The sequence below is a fragment of the Caulobacter sp. 05L422 genome, from assembly GCF_056397765.1.
The window spans coordinates 128,698-147,037 of the sequence record NZ_JBFTOB010000005.1; the positions used below are offsets into that span (position 1 = coordinate 128,698).

The following is an 18,340-nucleotide window of genomic DNA, read 5'->3' on the forward strand; positions in this document are numbered from 1 at the left end:
GTCCGCGTTCTCACTCGATCACGTAGCCGACGGGGCCCTGGTAAGCGCGCCCGCTGTTCGCGCCGGCCGGCGCCTTGACCACCTTGTTCAGCCGGCCCAGCAGGACCGTGCTCATGTCGCCCGCCGTCTCCAGGCCGTCGGCCGGGGTCTGCAGGTTCTGGGGCCGGGTCGGGTCGACGATGTAGGGGGTGATGATCACCACCAGTTCGGTCTCGCCGTTCAGATAGTCGCGCGAGCGGAACAGCCCGCCCAGGATCGGCAGGTTGGTCATGCCCGGCAGCGAGTCGATGTTCTGCTTGGTCTGCTGCTGCAGCAGGCCGGCGATCATCAGCGAGCCGCCGGACGGCAGTTCGACCGTGGTCTCGGCCCGCCGGACCGTCAGGCCGGGCACGCTGAGGCTGGTGCCGCCCTCGGAGCTGGCCAGGGTGAAGGCGCCCAGGCTGGTCAGTTCCGAGACCTCGGTCGACAGCTTCAGCGAGATGCGGCCGCCCGACATCACCACCGGCGTATAGCCCAGGCCCACGCCGTAGGGTTTGAACTCCAGCGAGATGCGGCCCATCGCGTCCTGCGACACCGGCACCGGGAACTCGCCGCCGACCAGGAACTTGCCGGCCTCGCCCGACACCACGGTCAGGTTGGGCTCGGCCAGGGTCTTGACCAGGCCCACGCGCTCGAAGGCCTGCAGGCAGAGATTGGTCTTGCCGCCGGTCGCCAGCGAGTAGGCCGTAGAGGCCGCGCTCGAGATCGCGTTGGTCAGGGCGTTGGACGTGCCGCTCGACGCGCCGGTCCCGTTGGTGACGGTCGTCGTCGTCGTGCCGCCGGTGACCGGGTCGACCGACACCGTGACGGTTTCGGTCGTGTTGGACGAGGCGCCGTTGGTGCCGCCGTTCGAGCCGGTCTGGTTGGTCGAGCCGTTGCTGTTGGTGTAGTTCGTCGTCTTGGTGTTGTTGCGGCCGTAGCAGAGGTCGGCGCCGCCGATCATCGAGCCGTTGACGCCGTACGTGGCGCCCTGGCCCAGGCCGTAGCTCTTGTAGCCGTCGTTGATCAGCACGGTGCTGGAGACGCCCAGCTGCTTGATGATGTTGCGCTGGACCTCGACGATGCGGACCTTGAGCATCACCTGGTCCTTGCCGGCGATGGTCAGCATGTTCAGCACGTTGTCGGGCTTGTCGACGAAGCGGGCGGCGATCTGCGAGGCCATGCCCGCGTCGCCGGTGTTGGCCACCGATCCGGTCAGGATCACGCTGTCGCGGATCGACTGCACCTGGATGTTGGCGTTGGGCAGCACGCGGCGCAGGGTGTCCTCCAGGGCCGTGGAGTCCTGCTCGACCCGGATGGCCAGGTTCAGGATCTTGCGACCCGAGGCGTCGAAGAACACCGCGTCGGTCGCGCCCAGGGACATGCCCAGCACATAGATGCGGCGCGGGCCGCGCAGCACGGCGTCGGCCACGGCCGGGTTGGTCACCAGCATGTCGCGCACGTCGACCGGCAGTTCGATGATCGCCGACTTGCCGCGCGACAGGGCCAGGCTCTGGGCGCCGGAGGCGGTGAGGTCGATGCGCAGCACCTGGTCGGCCGGCGGCGCCATGATCGGCGTCTCGATGGGGCGCGACACGACGCGGGCCGGCGTGCGGTAGAGATGGGTGCCGGCCGCCGGGCCGTCGGCCAGGACCGCGGTCGACGGCGTCAGGACCAGGAGGGCCGCGAGCGACGCGGAGGCCAATGAGGCGGATGAGAGCCGGCGGATCATGGGCGAACCGAGATGCTGGAGGTCTGGCCGCCGCGATTGATGCGGACGACGGCGGAGTCTTGCGACGGAGCGGCCAGGCCCGAGGGCCCGCCCAGGTCGGTGTAGGCGCGCAGGGTCAGGGTCAGCGGGCCGCCGGCCTTGGCGCGGGCCAGGGCCTCGGCCTCGATCGGGCCGACCTCGAGGGTGGCGGTGGAGGCGACGATGGTCTTGGCGTCCTTTTCGGCCGCCGTGCTCTGGTCGAGCGCCACGACGCGGACGTTCTGGATGATGGTCTCGGCGACGATCTGCTTGACCGACGCGCCGTCGCCCTCGCCGACGCTCTGCGCCTCGCGGGTCTGGATGACGTCGACGCGGTCGCCGGGCAGGATGAAGCCGCCGACCGCGGTCTCGGAGGTGACCGGCACGGCCATGGCGCGCTTGCCGGGGCCCAGGACCACCGACAGGTAGCCGCCTTCGCCGCCGCGGACGATCTTGCGGGGGGTGATGGGTTCGCCGGCCAGGATCGGGTCGCGCACGATCGCGCCCTCGACGGCCTTTTCGGGGGTGACGCCGCCCATCATGTGGTCGGCCGCGTCGCCGACGGCCTTGGCGGCCTTGGCGGTCGTCTTGGTCGGAACGGGGGCGGCCGCGCCGTTGGTGATGAAGGCGGCGTTGACGGTGTCGGACGGCCAGGGCTGCCAGTCGACGTCGCCGGCGGCCAGGCGGTCGCCGATGGCCAGGTCGCGCTTGGCGACCAGCACCTGGGTCATGGGCTTGCTGGAGGGCGCGGCCTCGGCGATCGGCGCGGGCGCGGGCTTGCCGCCCATCGCCTTCTGCATGACCACGGCCAGGCCGATGGCCGCGACGGCGGCGACCAAAACGATCATGACGCGAAGAGGGTTCATGCGGCCGGGCTCTAACGACGGAGATACAGGTCGAGGCGGGCCGCCTTCAGGCGATCACGCACAAATCGTCGAACGGCCCTTCTGGCCGCGTCGCACACTCGCGCGGCCATGGTTAACAGCGGCTAAAGGCAACGCTCCGAAAGGCGAGGCGGCGGGCGCGACAGGCTGACGCGGGGCGCCCCTGGTCCGCGACCGCCTCAGCCGTGGGCGCCGACGGCCAGGGTCAGGGCGCCTTGCGGGAAGGCCGCCAGGGCGCCGACCGCGATGGCCACGCCGTAGGGGATGTCGCCGTCCTTGGCGCCCAGCTTGCGGATCCAGGCGGGGCTGCCGGCCAGGACCGGCTCGAACCAGCCCGAGCGCAGGCTGAGGAGGCCCAGGGTCAGGGCGCCGCCGGCCATGCCGGTGGTCAGCATGAACGGCAGGGACGCGGGCCAGCCCAGCCACAGGACCGAGGCCGCGAACAGCTTGGCGTCGCCGCCGCCGATCCAGCCGGCCGCGAACATGCCCATGCCCGCGAGCAGGGCGATCAGCCCGGCGGCCAGGCACACGCCGATGGTCGCCAGCGAGGCGCCGCTGATAAAGGCGATCGGCCCGAAGGCGACGATCAGGGCCAGGGAGATCCAGTTGGGGATCGTATAGCTGGTGGCGTCCTTCAGCGCGGCGACGACGACCAGCGCGGGGAAGATGAGCAGCAGGGCGAACTGAAAGGTCTGCATGGCGGCCTAGCCTGGTTGATCGGCCCCACCCTGGGCCAATCGCGTGAAGCAATCGTTGAAACGGTCGGAAACCGCCTGTCTTCAGACGTAAAAAAAGGCCCCGGCGTTTCCGCCGGGGCCCTCTTTTCGGGAAGGTCTCGCCTTACGGGGCGGGGGTGTTGGCCGCCTCGACCTTCTTGTTGGCGTTGTCGAAGGTGGTGCGCAGGTTGGTGCCGAGCGTGGTGACGATCGTGGCGATCACGACGGCGATCAGGGCGACGATCAGGCCATACTCGATGGCGGTCGCGCCGGATTCATCTTTCAGGAAGCGGGTGACGAACTTCGACATGTTGGATCTCCTGGTCAGTAAGTGGATCTGGGCTCTCAAGCCGTGTCGACTTGCTCACCCCCGAAAACACGATCAATTTCGCCCACCTCGCTTAATGCCCAGTAAACAGCGGATAGTTTCGCGAATTTTTTCGATGGTTTATTTTAGTTTACCATTATCTTCTCTTAACTATGCCATTGCCAAAGGGTGAAAAACCCCTTGTGCGCCAACGCTTTCTCAAGTGTCGGAAAGAATACACAAGCATCGAGCTTAGTTCTTTATTGACCATTCCGGGGCAATCTCATCGCGTACAAAGCCTGGGAAGACATCTTCATGCGCCGCCTGACTCTCGCCCTCTGCGCCGGTCTGAGCCTCTCCGCCGCCACGGCCGCCCTCGCCGACAGCCCGGCCACGCCCCTATCGGTGAGCGCCGGCAGCGCCGCGCGAATCGTGCTGAGCGCCCCGGTGCGCGACATCGTGGTGGGCGACCCGTCGGTGGCCGACGTCAGCCTGATCAACGAACGCACCCTGGTGGTGCTGGGCAAGAAGGCCGGCGCGACCACCGTCCTGGCCTTCGACGGACGTGGACGGGCCCTGGCCGACCGCGACGTGGTGGTCTCCGACGTTCCGAGCCAGGCGGTCGTGGTCCAGCGCGGCCTCAACGCCGCGACCTACGCCTGCGGCGATCGCTGCTCGCTGCTGGGCTCGACCACCGCCCCCGCCGCGCCGGCGCCGGCCGCCGCCACGCCGTAAAGTCGCCGGCCTAAACCCCTGATTAGGGACGCCCGGCCTAGATTGCGCCGCCTGCCGTTTCCTAAAGGCGCTGACGCGGACGCCGCCATGGCCGATCGAGCCCGACACCATCGCCAGCTTCCGGCCCGCCTGGGCCTGCTGCGCCGCTTCACCCGCGCCGACGACGGCGCGGCGGCGATCGAGTTCGCCTTCGTCGCCATCCCCTTCCTGATCCTGGTGTTCGCGATCATCGAGCTGGGCCTCACCTTCCTGGTGTCGATGAGCCTGGAAAACGCGATGATGACCGCCGATCGCAAGATCCGCACCGGCGACTACCAGGCCACGACCCGCGCGCAATTCACCACGGCGGTGTGCAACGAGATGTCCTGGCTGGGTTCGTCCTGCCAAACCTCGATCACCCTCGACGTCCGCGTCCTGCCCACCTTCGCCAAGGCCAAGGACCTGACCAAGCCCAAGACCGACGCCGTCTGCTTCGACACCGGCGGCCCGAAATCGATCATGCTGGTGCGCGGCTACTACAAGTGGCCGATCTTCACGCCGCTGCTGCAGGAGGCGGTCGGCGGCTCGGACGGCAATCGCGAGGTGATGTTCGCGGCCGTGTTCGTCAACGAGCCCTATTCGGAAACCCCCGTCGCGATCAAATGCACATGACCCGCCGTCTTTCCCGCTTCTGGCGCGATCGCCGCGGCGTTTCGGCCGTCGAGTTCGCCCTGATCCTGCCGCTGCTGATGCTGTTCTATTTCGGCATGGCCGAACTGACCGAAGCGATGATGGCCCAGCGGCGCCTGAGCCACCTGACCGCCTCGATCGGCGACGTGGTGGCGCGCGAGCAGACCTTCACCGACGCCGGCCGGAACGACATCTTCGTCGCCGGCCAGGTGATGATGGCGCCGTTCCCGACGTCCTCGTTGAAGATGTGCATCGTCAGCATCGCCTCCGACGCCCAGGGCAGGGACAAGGTCGTCTGGGCGGAAAGCTCGAGCGGGCAGAGCGATTGCCCCAAGGCCAACGACCCGATCACCATCCCGCCCGCGGTGCTGCCGGCCAGCCAGAGCGTGATCATGAGCAAGGCCAGCTACGAGTTCAACTCGATGTTCAAGCTCATCGTCCCCCAGACCATGACCTTCCGCCGCACCTTCTATCTGCGCCCGCGCCTCTCCGACCAGGTGACCCGGGTCAAGAACTGACCCCCTCGCGCACGGTGTCGGCCAGGCGCTCGACCAGCGCGTGGGGACCGAAGGTCTCGCCCTCGAAACGCCGGGCCGGCCGCACGCCGATCAGGCTGTTGGTCAGGAACACCGCCTCGGCCTCGTCCAGGGCCTCGGCGCCGGTCGCCACCTCGTGGACCTCGACGTCCAGCGTCCGCGCCGCCTCCAGCACCCGCCCCCGGGCGATGCCGCTCAGCACGCCGCAATGCAGGGCTGGGGTGAACAGCCGCCCCTCCGCGATCCAGAACAGATTGGCCGCCGCCGCACAGGTCAGGTCGCCGTGGTTGTTGCGCATCACCGCCTCGTCGGCCCCCGCCGCCTTGGCCTCGGCCCGAGCCAGGACGTTGTCGAGATAGGACAGGGTCTTCAGCCGGGCGGCGGGCGAGCCCTCGTTGCGGCGGGTCTTGGCCAGGACCAGGTCGACCGGCGTGGTCACGGGCGGCGCGGCGGCGGCGCTGGCCGCCAGCCGCAGCACGGGCGCCTCCGGGCGATCCAGCCCCCGACCGCCCGAGCCGGCCGTCAGGGTCAGCCGCACGGCGGCGCGGACCTCGTCCAGCCCCGCCTCGTTCGGCGCGGCCAGGCACAGCGCGCGGGCCTGGTCCAGGTCGAAGGCGGGAAGGCCCAGGGTCTCGCAGCCGGCCGCCATCCGCGACAGGTGGGCGTCGAGATGCGGCAAGCCGTCGCCGGTCCACAGCAGGGTCTCGAACAGGCCGTCGCCCAGCAGCAACCCGCGATCGTCCAGGGGAAAGGTCATCCGCGAGGCTCTTCCATCAGGGCCCGGCGCAGGGCGGCGAACTTGGCTTCGGTCTCCAGGCGCTCGGCATGGGGATCGCTGTCGGCGACGATGCCCGCTCCGGCCCTCGCCTCCAAACGCCATCCCGCCGCATCCTGTTCAAGGCCGACGGTGCGGATCAGCACGCTCGACTCCAGCGCCCCGTCGACCCCGGCCCAGAACAGCGAGCCGCAATAGGGTCCGCGCGCGGTTTCCAGCTCGGCGATCACCTTCATGGCCTGGACCTTGGGCGCGCCGGTGATCGAACCGGGCGGGAAGGCCGCGCGCAGCAGGTCGGCGGCCGCCAGGCCGGGGGCCAGCTTGCCCGTCACCGTCGAGACCAGGTGATGGACGTTGGCGAAGGTCTCCACCTTGAACAGTTCGGGCGCCGCGACGCTGCCGGGCGGGCTGACCCGGGCCAGGTCGTTGCGCATCAGGTCGACGATCATCAGGTTCTCGGCCCGGTCCTTGGCGCTGGCCGACAGCTCGGCCATCAGCAGCGCGTCCTCGGCCTGGTCGGCGCCGCGCGGGCGGGTGCCCTTGATCGGCCGGGTCTCGATCGTCAGGTCGCTCCCCGAGACCTTCAGGAACCGCTCGGGCGAGTTGGACACCAGGGCCCGGCCCGGCAGGCGCAGATAGGCCGAGAACGGCGCGGGACTGTCGGCGCGCAGGCGGGCGAACAGGTCGAACGGATGGGCGCCTGCGGCCAGGCGTCCGGTCCAGGCGCGGGCGATGTTGGCCTGGAAGATCTCGCCGCCGACGATGCGTTCGACCACCTCGGCCACGGCGGCTTCGTAGGCCTCGCCGTCGCTGACGCTCAGGGCGTCGCACAGCGTCCCTTCATGCATGTCCGGCGAGGCGGCGTTCAGCCAGCCCAGGGCCGCCTCGGCGCGGGCCCGCGCGAAGCTCTGCGATCCGCCCCGGCCGATCGCCAGCACCCGGCGCTGCAGGTGGTCGAAGGCCAGCAGGGCCGGATAGCGGGCGCAGGCCAGGTCGGGCCAGCCGGTGCGCGGCAGGTCCAGGTGCTCGACCCGGTCGCCCAGCTCGTAGGCGGCCAGGCCCACGACCCCGCCCTGGAACGGCGGGCCGTCGGGGTCCATGCCCTGGGGCGGTCCGATCAACTCGGCCAGGGCCGCGAACGGATCGCGGGGGTCGTCGGCGGTGACCGCCAGCGTCGCGTCCGGCTCGCGCAGCAGGTAGGACCACCGCCCCGCCTGGCCGCCGGAAATCATCGCGCAGGCGAAGGGTTCGTCCCGCCAGGGGGCCGCGGCCCAGACCGGGTCGCGCCAGGGGGCGCTGATGAGGACGACATGACGCATCGGCGGGTGATACCGCCGCTCGCCCTCGGAAGCTACGAATTAGGGGCCGCCGGCTCAGGTCTCCGGGTCGCCGCCCCTCACCAGAAACAGCCCGCAGAACCCCAGCCCCAGCAGGGCCGCGATGGGCAGGAAGCCGCCGACCTGGCTCTTGAAGATCGCCGTGGCCAGGGCCACCAGCAGCGAGCCCAGCCACACCGTGGCCGTGCCCGACAGGGCGTACAGCCCGAAGAAGGCCGCGGTCTTGTCGGGCGGGCACAGGCGGATCAGCAGGGTGCGGCTGGACGCGTACTGGGCGGTGACGAACACCGCGATCAGCAGGCCCAGGCCCAGATAGATCAGCTCCGGCGCGGTGCGGAACAGCGGTCCGTTCCAGATCGGCGCGTGGGCCGCCGGGTCGTAGGCCCAGAAGTACAGGATCTTCTCGCGGCTCATGCCCAGGGTGGCGACCAGCACCGCCAGCGAGCCGGCGATCTCGATCTGCACGGCCTTGCGCGGGCCCAGCACGCGGTCGAGCCAGGGGGCGACCAGCCCGCCGATCACCCCGAAGATGCTCAGCGAAATGCCGTAGGCCAGCATCTCCAGCGCGCCCCACTTCATCAGGCCGGCGGCCAGCAGCCCGCCGAACACCAGCAGGGCCGTCATGCCGTCGTTGTAGAGCATGCGCGCGCCCAGGAAGACGGCGACGTCGCGGTGGCCGCGCAGGTTGGCGAAGATGTCGCGCAGCATGGCGATCCCGGCCCGCATGCTGGTCATCCAGCTGCGGCCGGTGCGCACGGCGTCTGGGGTCCACAGGAAGAACGGGATCGCGCCCAGCAGCATCACCGCCGCCGCCATGGGTCCGGAGATCCGGCTGGGCTCGTTCCTGGCCGGGTCCAGCCCGAACAGCGGGGCGTGCGGCACGCCCGGCCAGTCGACCTGGCCGGGCAGCACCATGCCCCACAGCATGAAGATCAGCAGGGCCACCGACAGGCCGTTGGCCACGGCGTAGCCCAGGCCCGAGATCAGGGCGGCGCGGCCGGGAACGTCGCCGGCGGCGCGGCCCAGCAGCGAATTGCTCAGCACGTCGCCCCAGTTATAGACCAGGCCCAGGACGATCAGCAGCGTGCTGGTGGCCATCAGCGGCAGGCCGCCGCTCGGCATGGCCCACCACAGGGCGACCAGGGCCGGGACCATGATCCCCAGCACGATGCCCAGCATCGGCTTGCGCGGCCCGTACTGCTCGATCATCGCCCCCAGCAGCGGCGCGGTCAGGGCGGTCAGCAGGCCGTAGGTCGTGGAGATGTTGGCCACCAGGGCCTGGCCCGCCACTGGGTCGCCGACCAGCACCCGCGAGAAGTAGGGCGAGAAGATGTAGATGGTGATCAGGATCACATAGGGGTCGCGCGCGCCCTGCTGCAGGATCCAGGCGAGGGCGCCGCGCGGCAGGCCCGACTTCAGCGGGGCGACGGGCTCGCCGCTCGCTGGGACCGCCGCGGCGGCCGAGAACTCACTCATGCGGTTCCACCCTGTTAACAGGGCCGTCGTCTGCGCGGCGGCTTGGGCGGAGCGTGGCTTTGAAACGAGCGTTTGTCACGCCCCGTTGATGAGCCCTCTCCCCTTGCGGGAGAGGGTGGCGGCCGAAGGCCGACGGGTGAGGGGTCTCTCAGAACTGTCCGGACAGGGCTTTCAACCCCTCATCCGACCTGCTTCGCAGGCCACCTTCTCCCGCAAGGGGAGAAGGGTCTCAGAGCAGGATATGCGACCGCACCGCCTCGCGCCCCGCCGCGTCCAGGCCGAGCGCCTGTTCCAGGTAGCCGTCGAGCGAGCCGTACCGGGCCTTCATCTCGGCGATCGCCGTGGCCAGGTACTCGGCTTCGACGCCCAGGGCCGCGCGCATGGCCGCGTCGGACGGGCGGCGGCCGAGCTCGGCCTCGAGGCGGTCGGCCATCCGGGGGGCGCGACGGGCGAAGAAGTCCTCGCTGTTGGTCAGCAGGTAGTCGTCGACGATGTCGTCGTCGCCCACCCCCGCCACGTGATGGGTCAGGGCGGCCAGCAGGCCGGTGCGGTCCTTGCCCGCCGCGCAGTGGATCAGCACCGGACCGCGCCCGGCGGCCAGGGCCTGGAAGTAGCGGCGGAACAGGTCCAGGTGCCGCTCGGCGAACGGGGCCCGGCGATAGTAGTCGACCAGGTAGCCGTGGATCGACTCCACCGACAGGTCCGAGTCCCGCAGGAAGGTGTGCCAGGGATCCTCGCCGGTCACGCCCAGGTCGTTGTCGATCACCTCGGCGGCGAAGCCTTCCCAGCGCCGCGACGGATCGCGCTGGCGCTCGTTGGGACGGCGCAGGTCGACGATGGTGCGGAGGTTCAGGCCCGCCATGGCGGCCAGGTCGTCGTCGGTGGCCTCGGCCTGGTGGGCGGCGCGGAACAGCACGCCCTTCTTCAGCCGGCCCTCGCCGGCGGCGTAGTCGCCGAAATCGCGGAAGTTCTCGACGCCTTGCAGGACGATATGACGGGTCATGGCCGGCTTGTTAGCGCCGCGCGGTGACGAAAGCGAGACGGCCGTTACGGCATCGCCATCAGGTCCCGCGCGTGACCTCCACCTGCCGCCAGGCCGAGTGCGGATCGTGGGCGTAGGCGACCGCGCTCCAGCCGCCGTTGCGGTCGAGATGCCAGCCCACGAACGGCCAGCCGGCCGGCTGGGTCAGGGTCCCCTGGTCGTCGGGCCGGCCCAGCGGCGCGCCCAGGACCGTCTGGCCGGGAAGCGCGCGGGCCATGGCCTGGGCGTCGTCCTGCTGGAAATAGACCCGGCACATCGACGTACCGCCGAGCTCGCCGACCGCGATGAACGCCGGCCGGCCGTCCAGGCTCACCCGCTTGACCACCTGCCAGTCGATCGCGCCGTTGCCGCGCACGAGGGTCGGGACGGCGTCGTCGCCGACGCTCTGGCCGTCCGATCGGCGCGCCTCGCGCAGGATGGCGCGGTGCGATCCCGGGGCGAAGCAGACGTCGCGCACGGCGGCGACGGCGCTGGACCGCGCCACCTTGGGCGCGAGGTCGTCCATCATGTCGGAAGCAAAGCCCACGCCCACGAACGCGGCGGCGGCGACACACAGGGCGATGGGGAGAACGTATCTGGCCATGACCGGAGGTTGCGCGACGCCGCCGCGCGACGTCAAGAGACTGGACCGTTCGCCCCCGGCCGCGCCACTGTGCCGCGATGACCGACCTGCACCGCTTCCAGAGCTTCGACGGCGTCTCATTGGGCTACCGCACGCTTGGAGAGGGCTGGCCGACCCTGATGCTGCACGGCTTCCTGGCCAGCGCCGAGACCAACTGGTTCCTGCCGGGGATCGCCGCCGCCGTCGCCGCGACGGGCCGCCGGGTGATCGCTCCCGACCTGCGCGGCCACGGCCGCTCGGACGCCCCGACCGATCCCGCCGCCTGGCCGCGCGACGTGCTGGCCATGGACCAGGAAGCGCTGATCGCCCACCTGGGCCTGAAGGACTACGACCTGGTCGGCTATTCGCTGGGCGCGCGCACGGCCGTGCGGATGCTGGTGCGCGGGGCGCGGCCCAGGAAGCTGGTGCTGGGCGGCATGGGCGACAGCGGGCTGATGGCGGCCGGCGCGCGGGCGGCGATGTTCGAGGACGGCATCCGGAACGGCGACGCGGCCCAGGACCCCCGGGCCGGCCGGCGGGTCCACGCGATGATGGCGGCGGGCGGGCTGAAGCCGGAGGCGATGCTGGGCGTGCTGACCTCGTTCGCGGCGACGTCGGCGGCGGAGATCGCGGCGATCGACGCGCCGGCCCTGGTGGTGGCGGGGCAGCGGGACGACGACAACGGCTCGGTCGAGCGGCTGGCGGGGATGATGGGGAACGCGCGCGGGGCGCGGGTTCCGGGGGACCACCTGAGCGCGGTGATGGAGCCGGCGTTGGCGGAGGTGATTACGGAATTTCTGAAGGACTAGAGGCGGCTAACGCTTGCCCCCTACGGGTCGCTTCGCGACCGTCTTCCCCCACAGGGGGAAGAGGACGTTGTGCGGCGGCAAACCTCCGCCCCCTTTGGGGGCGGACAGACCGCGCGAAGCGGTCAGGTGGGGGCAAGTGGGTGAGCCACCTGCCCCCTGAAACCCATCACCTGAACGGCGGCTCGTCGAACGCCCGGAGCTTGCGCGAGTGCAGGTTCGGGCCCTCTTCCAGCAGCAGCTTGCAGGTCAGGATGCCGATCTGCAGGTGCTGGCTGATGGCCCGCTCGTAGAAGGCGTTGGCCTGGCCCGGCAGCTTGATCTCGCCGTGCAGGGGCTTGTCGGAGACGCAGAGCAGCGTCCCGTACGGCACCCGAAAGCGGTAGCCCTGGGCCGAGATCGTCGCCGACTCCATGTCGATGGCCACGGCCCGGCTCTGGTTGAAGCGCAGGGCCGAGAGGCTGTGGCGCAGTTCCCAGTTGCGGTCGTCGGTGGTGACCACCGTGCCCGTCCGCAAGCGCTTCTTGAGCTGATCACCCGAGTCGCCGCTGATCGCCTTGGCGGCGTCGTAGAGGGCGCGCTGGACCTCGGCGATCGACGGCACCGGGATCTCGGGCGGCAGCACGGCGTCCAGCACGTGGTCGTCGCGCAGATAGGCGTGGGCCAGCACGTAGTCGCCGATGGTCTGGGTGTCGCGCAGGCCGCCGCAGTGGCCGATCATCAGCCAGGCCTGCGGGCGCAGCACGGCCAGGTGGTCGCAGATGGTCTTGGCGTTGGATGGGCCGACGCCGATGTTCACCAGCGTGATGCCCCGGCCGCCGGGGGCCATCAGGTGGTAGGCCGGCATCTGGTGCTTGCGCCAGGTCGACTCGGCCACCGCCAGTTCGGGATTGGCGGTGTTGGCGGTGATCATCAGGCCGCCCGAGCACGACAGCGCCTCGTAGGGGCTGCCTTCCTGGCCCAGCTGCTCGATGCCCCAGCGCACGAACTCGTCGACATAGCGATGGTAGTTGGTGAACAGGATGAACTGCTGGACGTGCTCGGCCGGGGCGCCGGTGTAGTGGCGCAGGCGGGCCAGCGAGAAGTCGGTGCGCAGGCCGTCGAACAGGGCCAGCGGTCGGGCCTCCTCCATCGCCGGGTTCCAGACCCCGTCGGCGATCTCGTCGCCGATGAAGGCCAGGTCCGTGGTCGGGAAGAAGCGGGCGATGTCCTCGCTGCGCACGTCGGCCTGGTTCAGGTCGATCGTGGCGTCCAGCACGTAGGGATAGGGGATCTCCTGGCTGGACCGGTCGATCTCGATCTCGACCTCGAAGTCGTTCAGCAGCAGGGTCAGCTGCTCGACCAGGTAGTCCTTGAACTGGTTGGGCTTGGTGATCGTGGTGGCGTAGACGCCGGGCCGGCTGACCCGGGCGTACGAGCGCGCCAGCTTGGGCGGCAGGGCCTCGGGATCGTAGATCAGGCGCAGTTCCGGATAGGCGAACGTGCCGTCGAACCGCGTCTGCGGGTCGGGGCGGGCTCCGGTTTCGAGATAGGCGCGAAGCGCGGTCCGCAGGGCGTCGACGGCGCGTTCGTATTCTACGTTGAGCTGCTCAACGACGGCGATTGCTTTTTCTTGGTTTGACATGGCGCCCTATATCAGCGTTCCGCGGGCATTTCTAGGCTAACGCCGGAAGTGGGCTTGCCATGGGCCCTGGGGCATGGACGAAGCCGATTTCGTCGGCCACAAGGGTCGTAACGACCAAGGCGACGGGCGCGCGGGCGGAAAGCTTGCCCCCAAAGCCTCGACCAATTCGCACGAGCCCCGCGCTCGTCGGGGGAGCCCATGAATAGACGTTTCGCCTTCCTGATCATCGCCGCCATGGTCCTCGGGGTCCTGGTCGGCTGGGCTTGCAACCAGTATCTCGACCCGACCCAGACCGCCGAAGCGGTCAAGTGGTTCAAGATGGGCACCGACCTGTTCCTGCGGCTGATCAAGATGATCATCGCCCCGCTGGTGTTCACCACCCTGGTGGCCGGCATCGCCCACATGGAGGACGCCGCCGCCGTGGGCCGGATCGGCGCCAAGACCATGGGCTGGTTCATCAGCGCCTCGGCCGTCTCGCTGCTGCTGGGCCTGCTGATGGTGCACCTGCTGCATCCCGGCGCGGGCCTGGTGCTGAACGAAGCCGCCGACCTGGCCGCCAAGGCCCCCGCCGCCTCGACCGAGACCTTCACCCTGCAGGGCTTCCTGACCCACCTGGTGCCGACCTCGATCTTCGACGCCATGGCCAAGAACGAGATCCTGCAGATCGTCGTCTTCTCGCTGTTCGTCGGCACCGCCGTCGCCTCGCTCGACAACAAGGCCCCGCACATCCTGGAGCTGGCCGAGCAGGGCGCCCAGATCATGCTCAAGGTCACCGGCTTCGTGATGAAGCTGGCCCCGCTGGCGATCTTCTGCGCCCTGGCCTCGACGATCGCCGACCAGGGCCTGTCGATGCTGGTGGTCTACGGCAAGTTCGTGATCGGCTTCTACGCCACCATGGGCACGCTGTGGCTTCTTCTGTTCATCGCCGGCTGGCTGGTGCTGGGCAAGCGGGTGGTCCCGCTGTTCGGCGCGATCCGCGACCCGGCCCTGCTGGCCTTCTCGACCGCCAGCTCGGAAGCCGCCTATCCGCGCATCCTGGACGCCCTGCCCAAGCTGGGCATCCGCCGCCGCATCGTCTCGTTCGTCCTGCCGCTGGGCTATTCGTTCAACCTCGACGGCTCGATGCTGTACTGCACCTTCGCCACCATGTTCATCCTGCAGGCGCACGGCGTGCACCTGTCGGTCCAGCAGCAGATCTTCATGCTGCTGCTGCTGATGGTGACGTCGAAGGGCATCGCCGGCGTGCCGCGCGCCTCGCTGGTGGTGATCATGGCCACCCTCACCTATTTCGGCCTGCCCGAGGCCTGGATCGCCCTGGTGCTGGGCGTCGACCACCTGCTGGACATGGGCCGCAGCGCCACCAACGTGGTCGGCAATTCGGTCGCCGCCGCCGTCGTCGCCAAGTGGGAAGGCGAGCTGGACGATCCGGAGCCCGAAGTCGAGCCCGCCAAGGCCTGAAACCCGCAAGCGTCGCCGATTGACTTCGGGGGGGAGAGGACCAATCTCTCCCCTGGGGACGCGCTGACGTGTTTAGGAAGACTGACATGAACGCCAAATCCATGATCCGGGCCGGTCTGCTGTCGACGGTCCTGCTGGCCGCCGCCGCTCCGGCCCTCGCCGATCCGGCCGCGCCCGACGCTCAAGCCAAGCCCCGCCCGGCGCGCACCTGCTTCGCGCTGTCCGACTGGGACAACTGGAGCGCCCCCGACCGCGACACCCTGTATCTGAAGGTCCGCAATCGCGACGTCTATCAGGTGGACCTGTCGCACGGCACCAGCATGCTGACCTCGCCGGGCGTGCACCTGGTGTCGATCGTGCGCGGCGTCGACACGGTCTGCGGCCCGCTCGACCTCGACCTGCGGGTGTCGGACGGCTACGGCATGGCCATGCCGATCATGGCCAAGAAGATCACCAAGCTGTCCAAGGAAGAGATCGCGGCGATCCCCAAGAAGGACCGGCCGTAAGCGATCGAGACGAGACCAGCCGGCGCGCTCAGCGCCGGCTGACCCTCACCCAATCGACCTCCATGACCGCCGGCAGCGCCGCGTCGTCGACGCCCTTGGCGTTGGCGCCTTCGGGCCAGGCCCCGCCGAAGGCCAGGTTGAGGATCAGGTGGAACGGCTGGTCGAACGGCGCGGCTCCCGCCTCGCCGTTCGCCGGCTTCCAGTCCTCGGGGCCCGCCCGGAAGTAGCGTTGGCCGTCGACCAGCCAGACGATCTCGCCCGGCGACCATTCGACCGCATAGACATGGAAGCCGTCGGCGCTCGGCGCCGGCGCGATGGAGCCGCCGTGGTGGCGATGACCCGCCCCGCCGTCCTCGCCGAAATGGATCGTGCCGAAGATCCGGTTCTCGCGCCCGCCCGCGCAGGTCTCGCAGGGCGCGCCCAGATTGATCGTCTCGAGAATGTCGATCTCGCCCGAGCGCGGCCAGCCGCCGTAGACTCCGGTCTCCGGCATCATCCAGATCGCCGGCCAGACGCCTTGGCCGCCCGGGACGCGCGCGCGGACCTCGACGCGGCCGTAGCGCCAGGACGCCTTGCCCTTGGTGACGATCTTGCCGGAGCTGTAGTCTAGGGTGCGGGTCGCCTTGGAGCCGCTCCAGGGATCGGCGAGGCCGGTCGTCGCCTGGCGCAGGGCGGTCAGGCGCAGCACCCCGCCCCGCACCGACACATTGGCCGGTGACGCGGTGTAGCACTGCCGCTCGTTGTTGCCGCCGCCGCCGCAGTCCTCGGCGTAGGACCATTTCGACAGGTCCAGCACCGAGCCGTCGAACGCGTCGGTCCAGACCGGCTTCCAGTCCTGGGCGGCGGCCGGAACGACGAGCAGCAGGCTGGCGACCAGGGCCAGGGGCGCGGCGTGTTTCATGATGTCCTCCCGCTGGCGACCCTACCAGAACTGTCATCCCGGACGAGCGCGCAGCGCGAAGATCCGGGACCGACGCGTGAACGCGGCGCTTCCGGCGGTCCCGGATAACGGCTTCGCCGTTTCCGGGATGACACCGTCACCCCTCCGCCGCCGCCTCCAGCAGCGCCACCACCATGGCGTTGACCGGCGTGGCGATCCCGTGCCGCGCGCCCAGGCGGACGATCACGCCGTTGCGGGCGTCCAGCTCCATGGGCCGGCCCGCCGCGCGGTCGGCGTGCAGGGAATTGACCCCGTCGGCCGGTCCGGAACGATAGCCTTCGACCACGGTGTCGGGCAGGTCGGACGGCAGGTCGGCGCCCTCGGCCCGGCCCACCGCCACGCATTCCCCGACCAGGGCCCGCATGATGTCGGCGATCGGCTCGCGCCGAGCCACGCCCGAGGGCTTCAGGGTCAGGGCGTTGACCGCCCCGGCGCAGTTGAGGGCCAGCTTCTTCCAGGCGGCGGTCTTGAAGTCCGGCGTCGTGGCGACCTGGATCGGCGTGTCGGCGAACAGCGACACGAAGGCCTCGCCCGCCTCGCCTTGCGGCACCAGGATCGTGCCGTCGCGCCGCTGGCGCACGCGGCCGGGGGCGCTGCGCTCGGCGGGGATGTCGACCACCGCCGGCGTGATCCATTCGGCGTCCACATAGGGCGTGAAGCGTTCGACGTGCTCCACGCCGTTCTGCAACACCGCCACACGGGTTCCCGCGCCCACCAGCCGGTCCAGCCACGCGCCGGTGGCGGCCGCGTCATAGGTCTTGGTGGTGATGATCGCCCAATCGACCGAAGACGCCTGGTCCGGAGCCGTCAGCACGCGCGGCGTCGCCGTCAGCGGCCCGCCGGGCGTCTCGACCTCCAGCCGGTCGAACGCGGTGCGCGCGCAGACCTCGACCGTCAGGTCCGGGTTCTGGGCCAGCCACGCGGCGATCACGCCGCCCACCGCGCCAGGTCCGATCACCGCTACCCGCATAGTCAAACTCCGAACAAAGAAACGCCGCCCCCTTTCGAGGGCGGCGGCATGTTATCCCCGGCTTCCCTGCTTCTTTTGGCCTGCTCTTATTCTGCCGGCAGGGTGTTCTCAGAGCGCTTCTTGAGCATGTCGTCGAAGCTCGACCACACGCCCTCCGCGCCGTGCCATTGGCCCTGGGTGGCGGCCTTCGAATATTCCGTGGCCCGGGCCTCGAAGAAGTTGGCGTGCTCCACGCCCGACAGCAGCGACTGCAGCCAGGGCAGCGGGTTTTCCTTGATGCCGTAGACTTCCGGCAGGTGCAGCTGGCGCAGGCGCCAGTCGGCGATGAACCGGATGTACTGCTTGATGTCGTGAGGGGTCATGCCCTGGATCTCGCCGGCCTCGAAGGCCAGGTCGATGAAGGCGTCCTCCATGATCACCACGCTCTTGCAGCACTCGACGATGTCGGCGGCGACCTCGGGGGTGACGCACTTCGTCTCGGCGTTGAACGCGTGGTACAGCTTGATGATGCCTTCGCAGTGCAGGCTCTCGTCGCGGATCGACCACGAGACGATCTGGCCCATGCCCTTCATCTTGTTGAAGCGCGGGAAGTTCATCAGCATCGCGAACGAGGCGAACAGCTGCAGGCCTTCGGTGAAGCCGCCGAACATGGCCAGGGTGCGGGCGATGTCGGCGTTGGTCTCGACGCCGAACTTCTGCATGAAGTCGTGCTTGTCGCGCATGGCCTGGTATTCCATGAACGCGCCGAATTCGCTCTCCGGCATGCCGATGGTTTCAAGCAGCAGGGCGTAGGCCGCGATATGGATGGTCTCCATATTGGCGAACGACGACAGCATCATCTTCACTTCGGTGGGTTTGAAGACCCGGCCGTAGCGTTCCATGTAGTTGTCGGCGACTTCGATGTCCGACTGGGTGAAGAAGCGGAAGATCTGCGTCAGCAGGTTCCGTTCCTTATCGTTCAGCTTGACGGCCCAGTCCTTGAGGTCCTCGCCGAGGGGCACTTCCTCGGGCATCCAGTGGACCTGCTGCTGCTTCTTCCAGAACTCGTGGGCCCACGGGTAGCGGAAGGGCTTGTAGGCGCCGGAAGGGGTCAGGAGGCCGGGCAGGGTGGCAAGCTTGGCGGACATCGAGAGCGGCTCCAGGGCAGGCGGACACGAATCGGACGGACGATTACAGTCTTTTGGTATCGG

The 18,340-nt window shown here is 69.5% G+C and carries 19 protein-coding genes; 6 read left to right on the top strand and 13 right to left on the bottom strand.

Annotated elements, in window-relative coordinates:
• Nucleotides 1–10: 10 nt before the first annotated feature.
• The 4 genes from AC1DMQ_RS07055 to AC1DMQ_RS07070 form a co-directional block, all read right to left on the bottom strand.
• Nucleotides 11–1,750: a type II and III secretion system protein family protein gene (locus AC1DMQ_RS07055; RefSeq protein WP_477032840.1), complete on the bottom strand. Its 1,740-nt coding sequence runs from the start codon at nucleotides 1,748–1,750 to the stop codon at nucleotides 11–13.
• Entirely contained in the window at nucleotides 1,747–2,634 is an 888-nt protein-coding gene (gene cpaB / locus AC1DMQ_RS07060; protein WP_477032841.1) for a Flp pilus assembly protein CpaB, read from the bottom strand. The genes AC1DMQ_RS07055 and cpaB overlap by 4 nt, the downstream gene beginning before the upstream one ends.
• Nucleotides 2,635–2,831: 197 nt before the next feature.
• Nucleotides 2,832–3,350: an A24 family peptidase gene (locus AC1DMQ_RS07065; RefSeq protein ID WP_477032842.1), complete on the bottom strand. Its 519-nt coding sequence runs from the start codon at nucleotides 3,348–3,350 to the stop codon at nucleotides 2,832–2,834.
• Nucleotides 3,351–3,492: 142 nt separating this feature from the next.
• Nucleotides 3,493–3,678, bottom strand: coding sequence for a Flp family type IVb pilin (locus tag AC1DMQ_RS07070; RefSeq protein ID WP_477032843.1), 186 nt, complete (start codon nucleotides 3,676–3,678; stop codon nucleotides 3,493–3,495).
• A gap of 312 nt (nucleotides 3,679–3,990) precedes the next feature.
• Here AC1DMQ_RS07070 and AC1DMQ_RS07075 point away from each other — a divergent pair, with 312 nt between their 5' ends.
• The 3 genes from AC1DMQ_RS07075 (at nucleotide 3,991) to AC1DMQ_RS07085 (ending at nucleotide 5,597) form a co-directional block, all read left to right on the top strand.
• Nucleotides 3,991–4,410, top strand: coding sequence for a pilus assembly protein N-terminal domain-containing protein (locus AC1DMQ_RS07075; protein ID WP_477032844.1), 420 nt, complete (start codon nucleotides 3,991–3,993; stop codon nucleotides 4,408–4,410).
• A gap of 87 nt (nucleotides 4,411–4,497) precedes the next feature.
• The gene (locus tag AC1DMQ_RS07080; protein ID WP_477032845.1) at nucleotides 4,498–5,061 is read left to right on the top strand and encodes a TadE/TadG family type IV pilus assembly protein; all 564 of its coding nucleotides are present in this window, start codon (nucleotides 4,498–4,500) and stop codon (nucleotides 5,059–5,061) included.
• Nucleotides 5,058–5,597 carry a TadE/TadG family type IV pilus assembly protein gene (locus AC1DMQ_RS07085; RefSeq protein ID WP_477032846.1) on the top strand — a complete coding sequence of 180 codons (540 nt, stop codon included), beginning with the start codon at nucleotides 5,058–5,060 and terminating at the stop codon, nucleotides 5,595–5,597. The genes AC1DMQ_RS07080 and AC1DMQ_RS07085 overlap by 4 nt, the downstream gene beginning before the upstream one ends.
• On the opposite strand, the gene AC1DMQ_RS07090 is transcribed toward AC1DMQ_RS07085, so the two are convergent.
• The 5 genes from AC1DMQ_RS07090 to AC1DMQ_RS07110 form a co-directional block, all read right to left on the bottom strand.
• The gene (locus tag AC1DMQ_RS07090) at nucleotides 5,587–6,372 is read right to left on the bottom strand and encodes an aminotransferase class IV (RefSeq protein ID WP_477032847.1); all 786 of its coding nucleotides are present in this window, start codon (nucleotides 6,370–6,372) and stop codon (nucleotides 5,587–5,589) included. The genes AC1DMQ_RS07085 and AC1DMQ_RS07090 overlap by 11 nt on opposite strands.
• A complete protein-coding gene (pabB, locus tag AC1DMQ_RS07095) occupies nucleotides 6,369–7,709 on the bottom strand; it encodes an aminodeoxychorismate synthase, component I (protein WP_477032848.1) in 1,341 nt (446 codons plus the stop codon). The genes AC1DMQ_RS07090 and pabB overlap by 4 nt, the downstream gene beginning before the upstream one ends.
• A gap of 54 nt (nucleotides 7,710–7,763) precedes the next feature.
• Nucleotides 7,764–9,203 carry an MFS transporter gene (locus AC1DMQ_RS07100; protein WP_477032849.1) on the bottom strand — a complete coding sequence of 480 codons (1,440 nt, stop codon included), beginning with the start codon at nucleotides 9,201–9,203 and terminating at the stop codon, nucleotides 7,764–7,766.
• A gap of 229 nt (nucleotides 9,204–9,432) precedes the next feature.
• Entirely contained in the window at nucleotides 9,433–10,206 is a 774-nt protein-coding gene (locus AC1DMQ_RS07105) for a tyrosine-protein phosphatase (RefSeq protein ID WP_477032850.1), read from the bottom strand.
• Between the two features lie 58 nt (nucleotides 10,207–10,264).
• On the bottom strand, nucleotides 10,265–10,828 hold the full coding sequence (locus AC1DMQ_RS07110) for a hypothetical protein (protein WP_477032851.1): 564 nt from the start codon (nucleotides 10,826–10,828) through the stop codon (nucleotides 10,265–10,267).
• A gap of 77 nt (nucleotides 10,829–10,905) precedes the next feature.
• Between AC1DMQ_RS07110 and AC1DMQ_RS07115 the strand changes: the two genes are divergently transcribed.
• Nucleotides 10,906–11,655, top strand: coding sequence for an alpha/beta fold hydrolase (locus tag AC1DMQ_RS07115; protein WP_477032852.1), 750 nt, complete (start codon nucleotides 10,906–10,908; stop codon nucleotides 11,653–11,655).
• A gap of 166 nt (nucleotides 11,656–11,821) precedes the next feature.
• Here the strand turns inward: AC1DMQ_RS07115 and AC1DMQ_RS07120 are convergent, their stop codons facing one another.
• A complete protein-coding gene (locus tag AC1DMQ_RS07120; protein ID WP_477032853.1) occupies nucleotides 11,822–13,276 on the bottom strand; it encodes an AMP nucleosidase in 1,455 nt (484 codons plus the stop codon).
• A gap of 198 nt (nucleotides 13,277–13,474) precedes the next feature.
• Here AC1DMQ_RS07120 and AC1DMQ_RS07125 point away from each other — a divergent pair, with 198 nt between their 5' ends.
• Together AC1DMQ_RS07125 and AC1DMQ_RS07130 are read left to right on the top strand one after the other, a co-directional pair.
• The gene (locus AC1DMQ_RS07125) at nucleotides 13,475–14,734 is read left to right on the top strand and encodes a dicarboxylate/amino acid:cation symporter (protein ID WP_477032854.1); all 1,260 of its coding nucleotides are present in this window, start codon (nucleotides 13,475–13,477) and stop codon (nucleotides 14,732–14,734) included.
• An 86-nt stretch (nucleotides 14,735–14,820) separates the two neighbouring features.
• Nucleotides 14,821–15,240: a DUF6491 family protein gene (locus tag AC1DMQ_RS07130; RefSeq protein ID WP_477032855.1), complete on the top strand. Its 420-nt coding sequence runs from the start codon at nucleotides 14,821–14,823 to the stop codon at nucleotides 15,238–15,240.
• Between the two features lie 28 nt (nucleotides 15,241–15,268).
• Here AC1DMQ_RS07130 and AC1DMQ_RS07135 read toward each other — a convergent pair whose 3' ends face one another.
• The 3 genes from AC1DMQ_RS07135 to AC1DMQ_RS07145 form a co-directional block, all read right to left on the bottom strand.
• Nucleotides 15,269–16,141, bottom strand: a complete 873-nt coding sequence (locus tag AC1DMQ_RS07135) for a glycoside hydrolase family 16 protein (protein WP_477032856.1) — start codon at nucleotides 16,139–16,141, stop codon at nucleotides 15,269–15,271.
• Between the two features lie 136 nt (nucleotides 16,142–16,277).
• Entirely contained in the window at nucleotides 16,278–17,150 is an 873-nt protein-coding gene (locus AC1DMQ_RS07140) for a 2-dehydropantoate 2-reductase (RefSeq protein ID WP_477032857.1), read from the bottom strand.
• Nucleotides 17,151–17,236: 86 nt separating this feature from the next.
• Entirely contained in the window at nucleotides 17,237–18,277 is a 1,041-nt protein-coding gene (locus AC1DMQ_RS07145; RefSeq protein WP_477032858.1) for a ribonucleotide-diphosphate reductase subunit beta, read from the bottom strand.
• Between the last annotated feature and the right edge of the window lie 63 nt (nucleotides 18,278–18,340).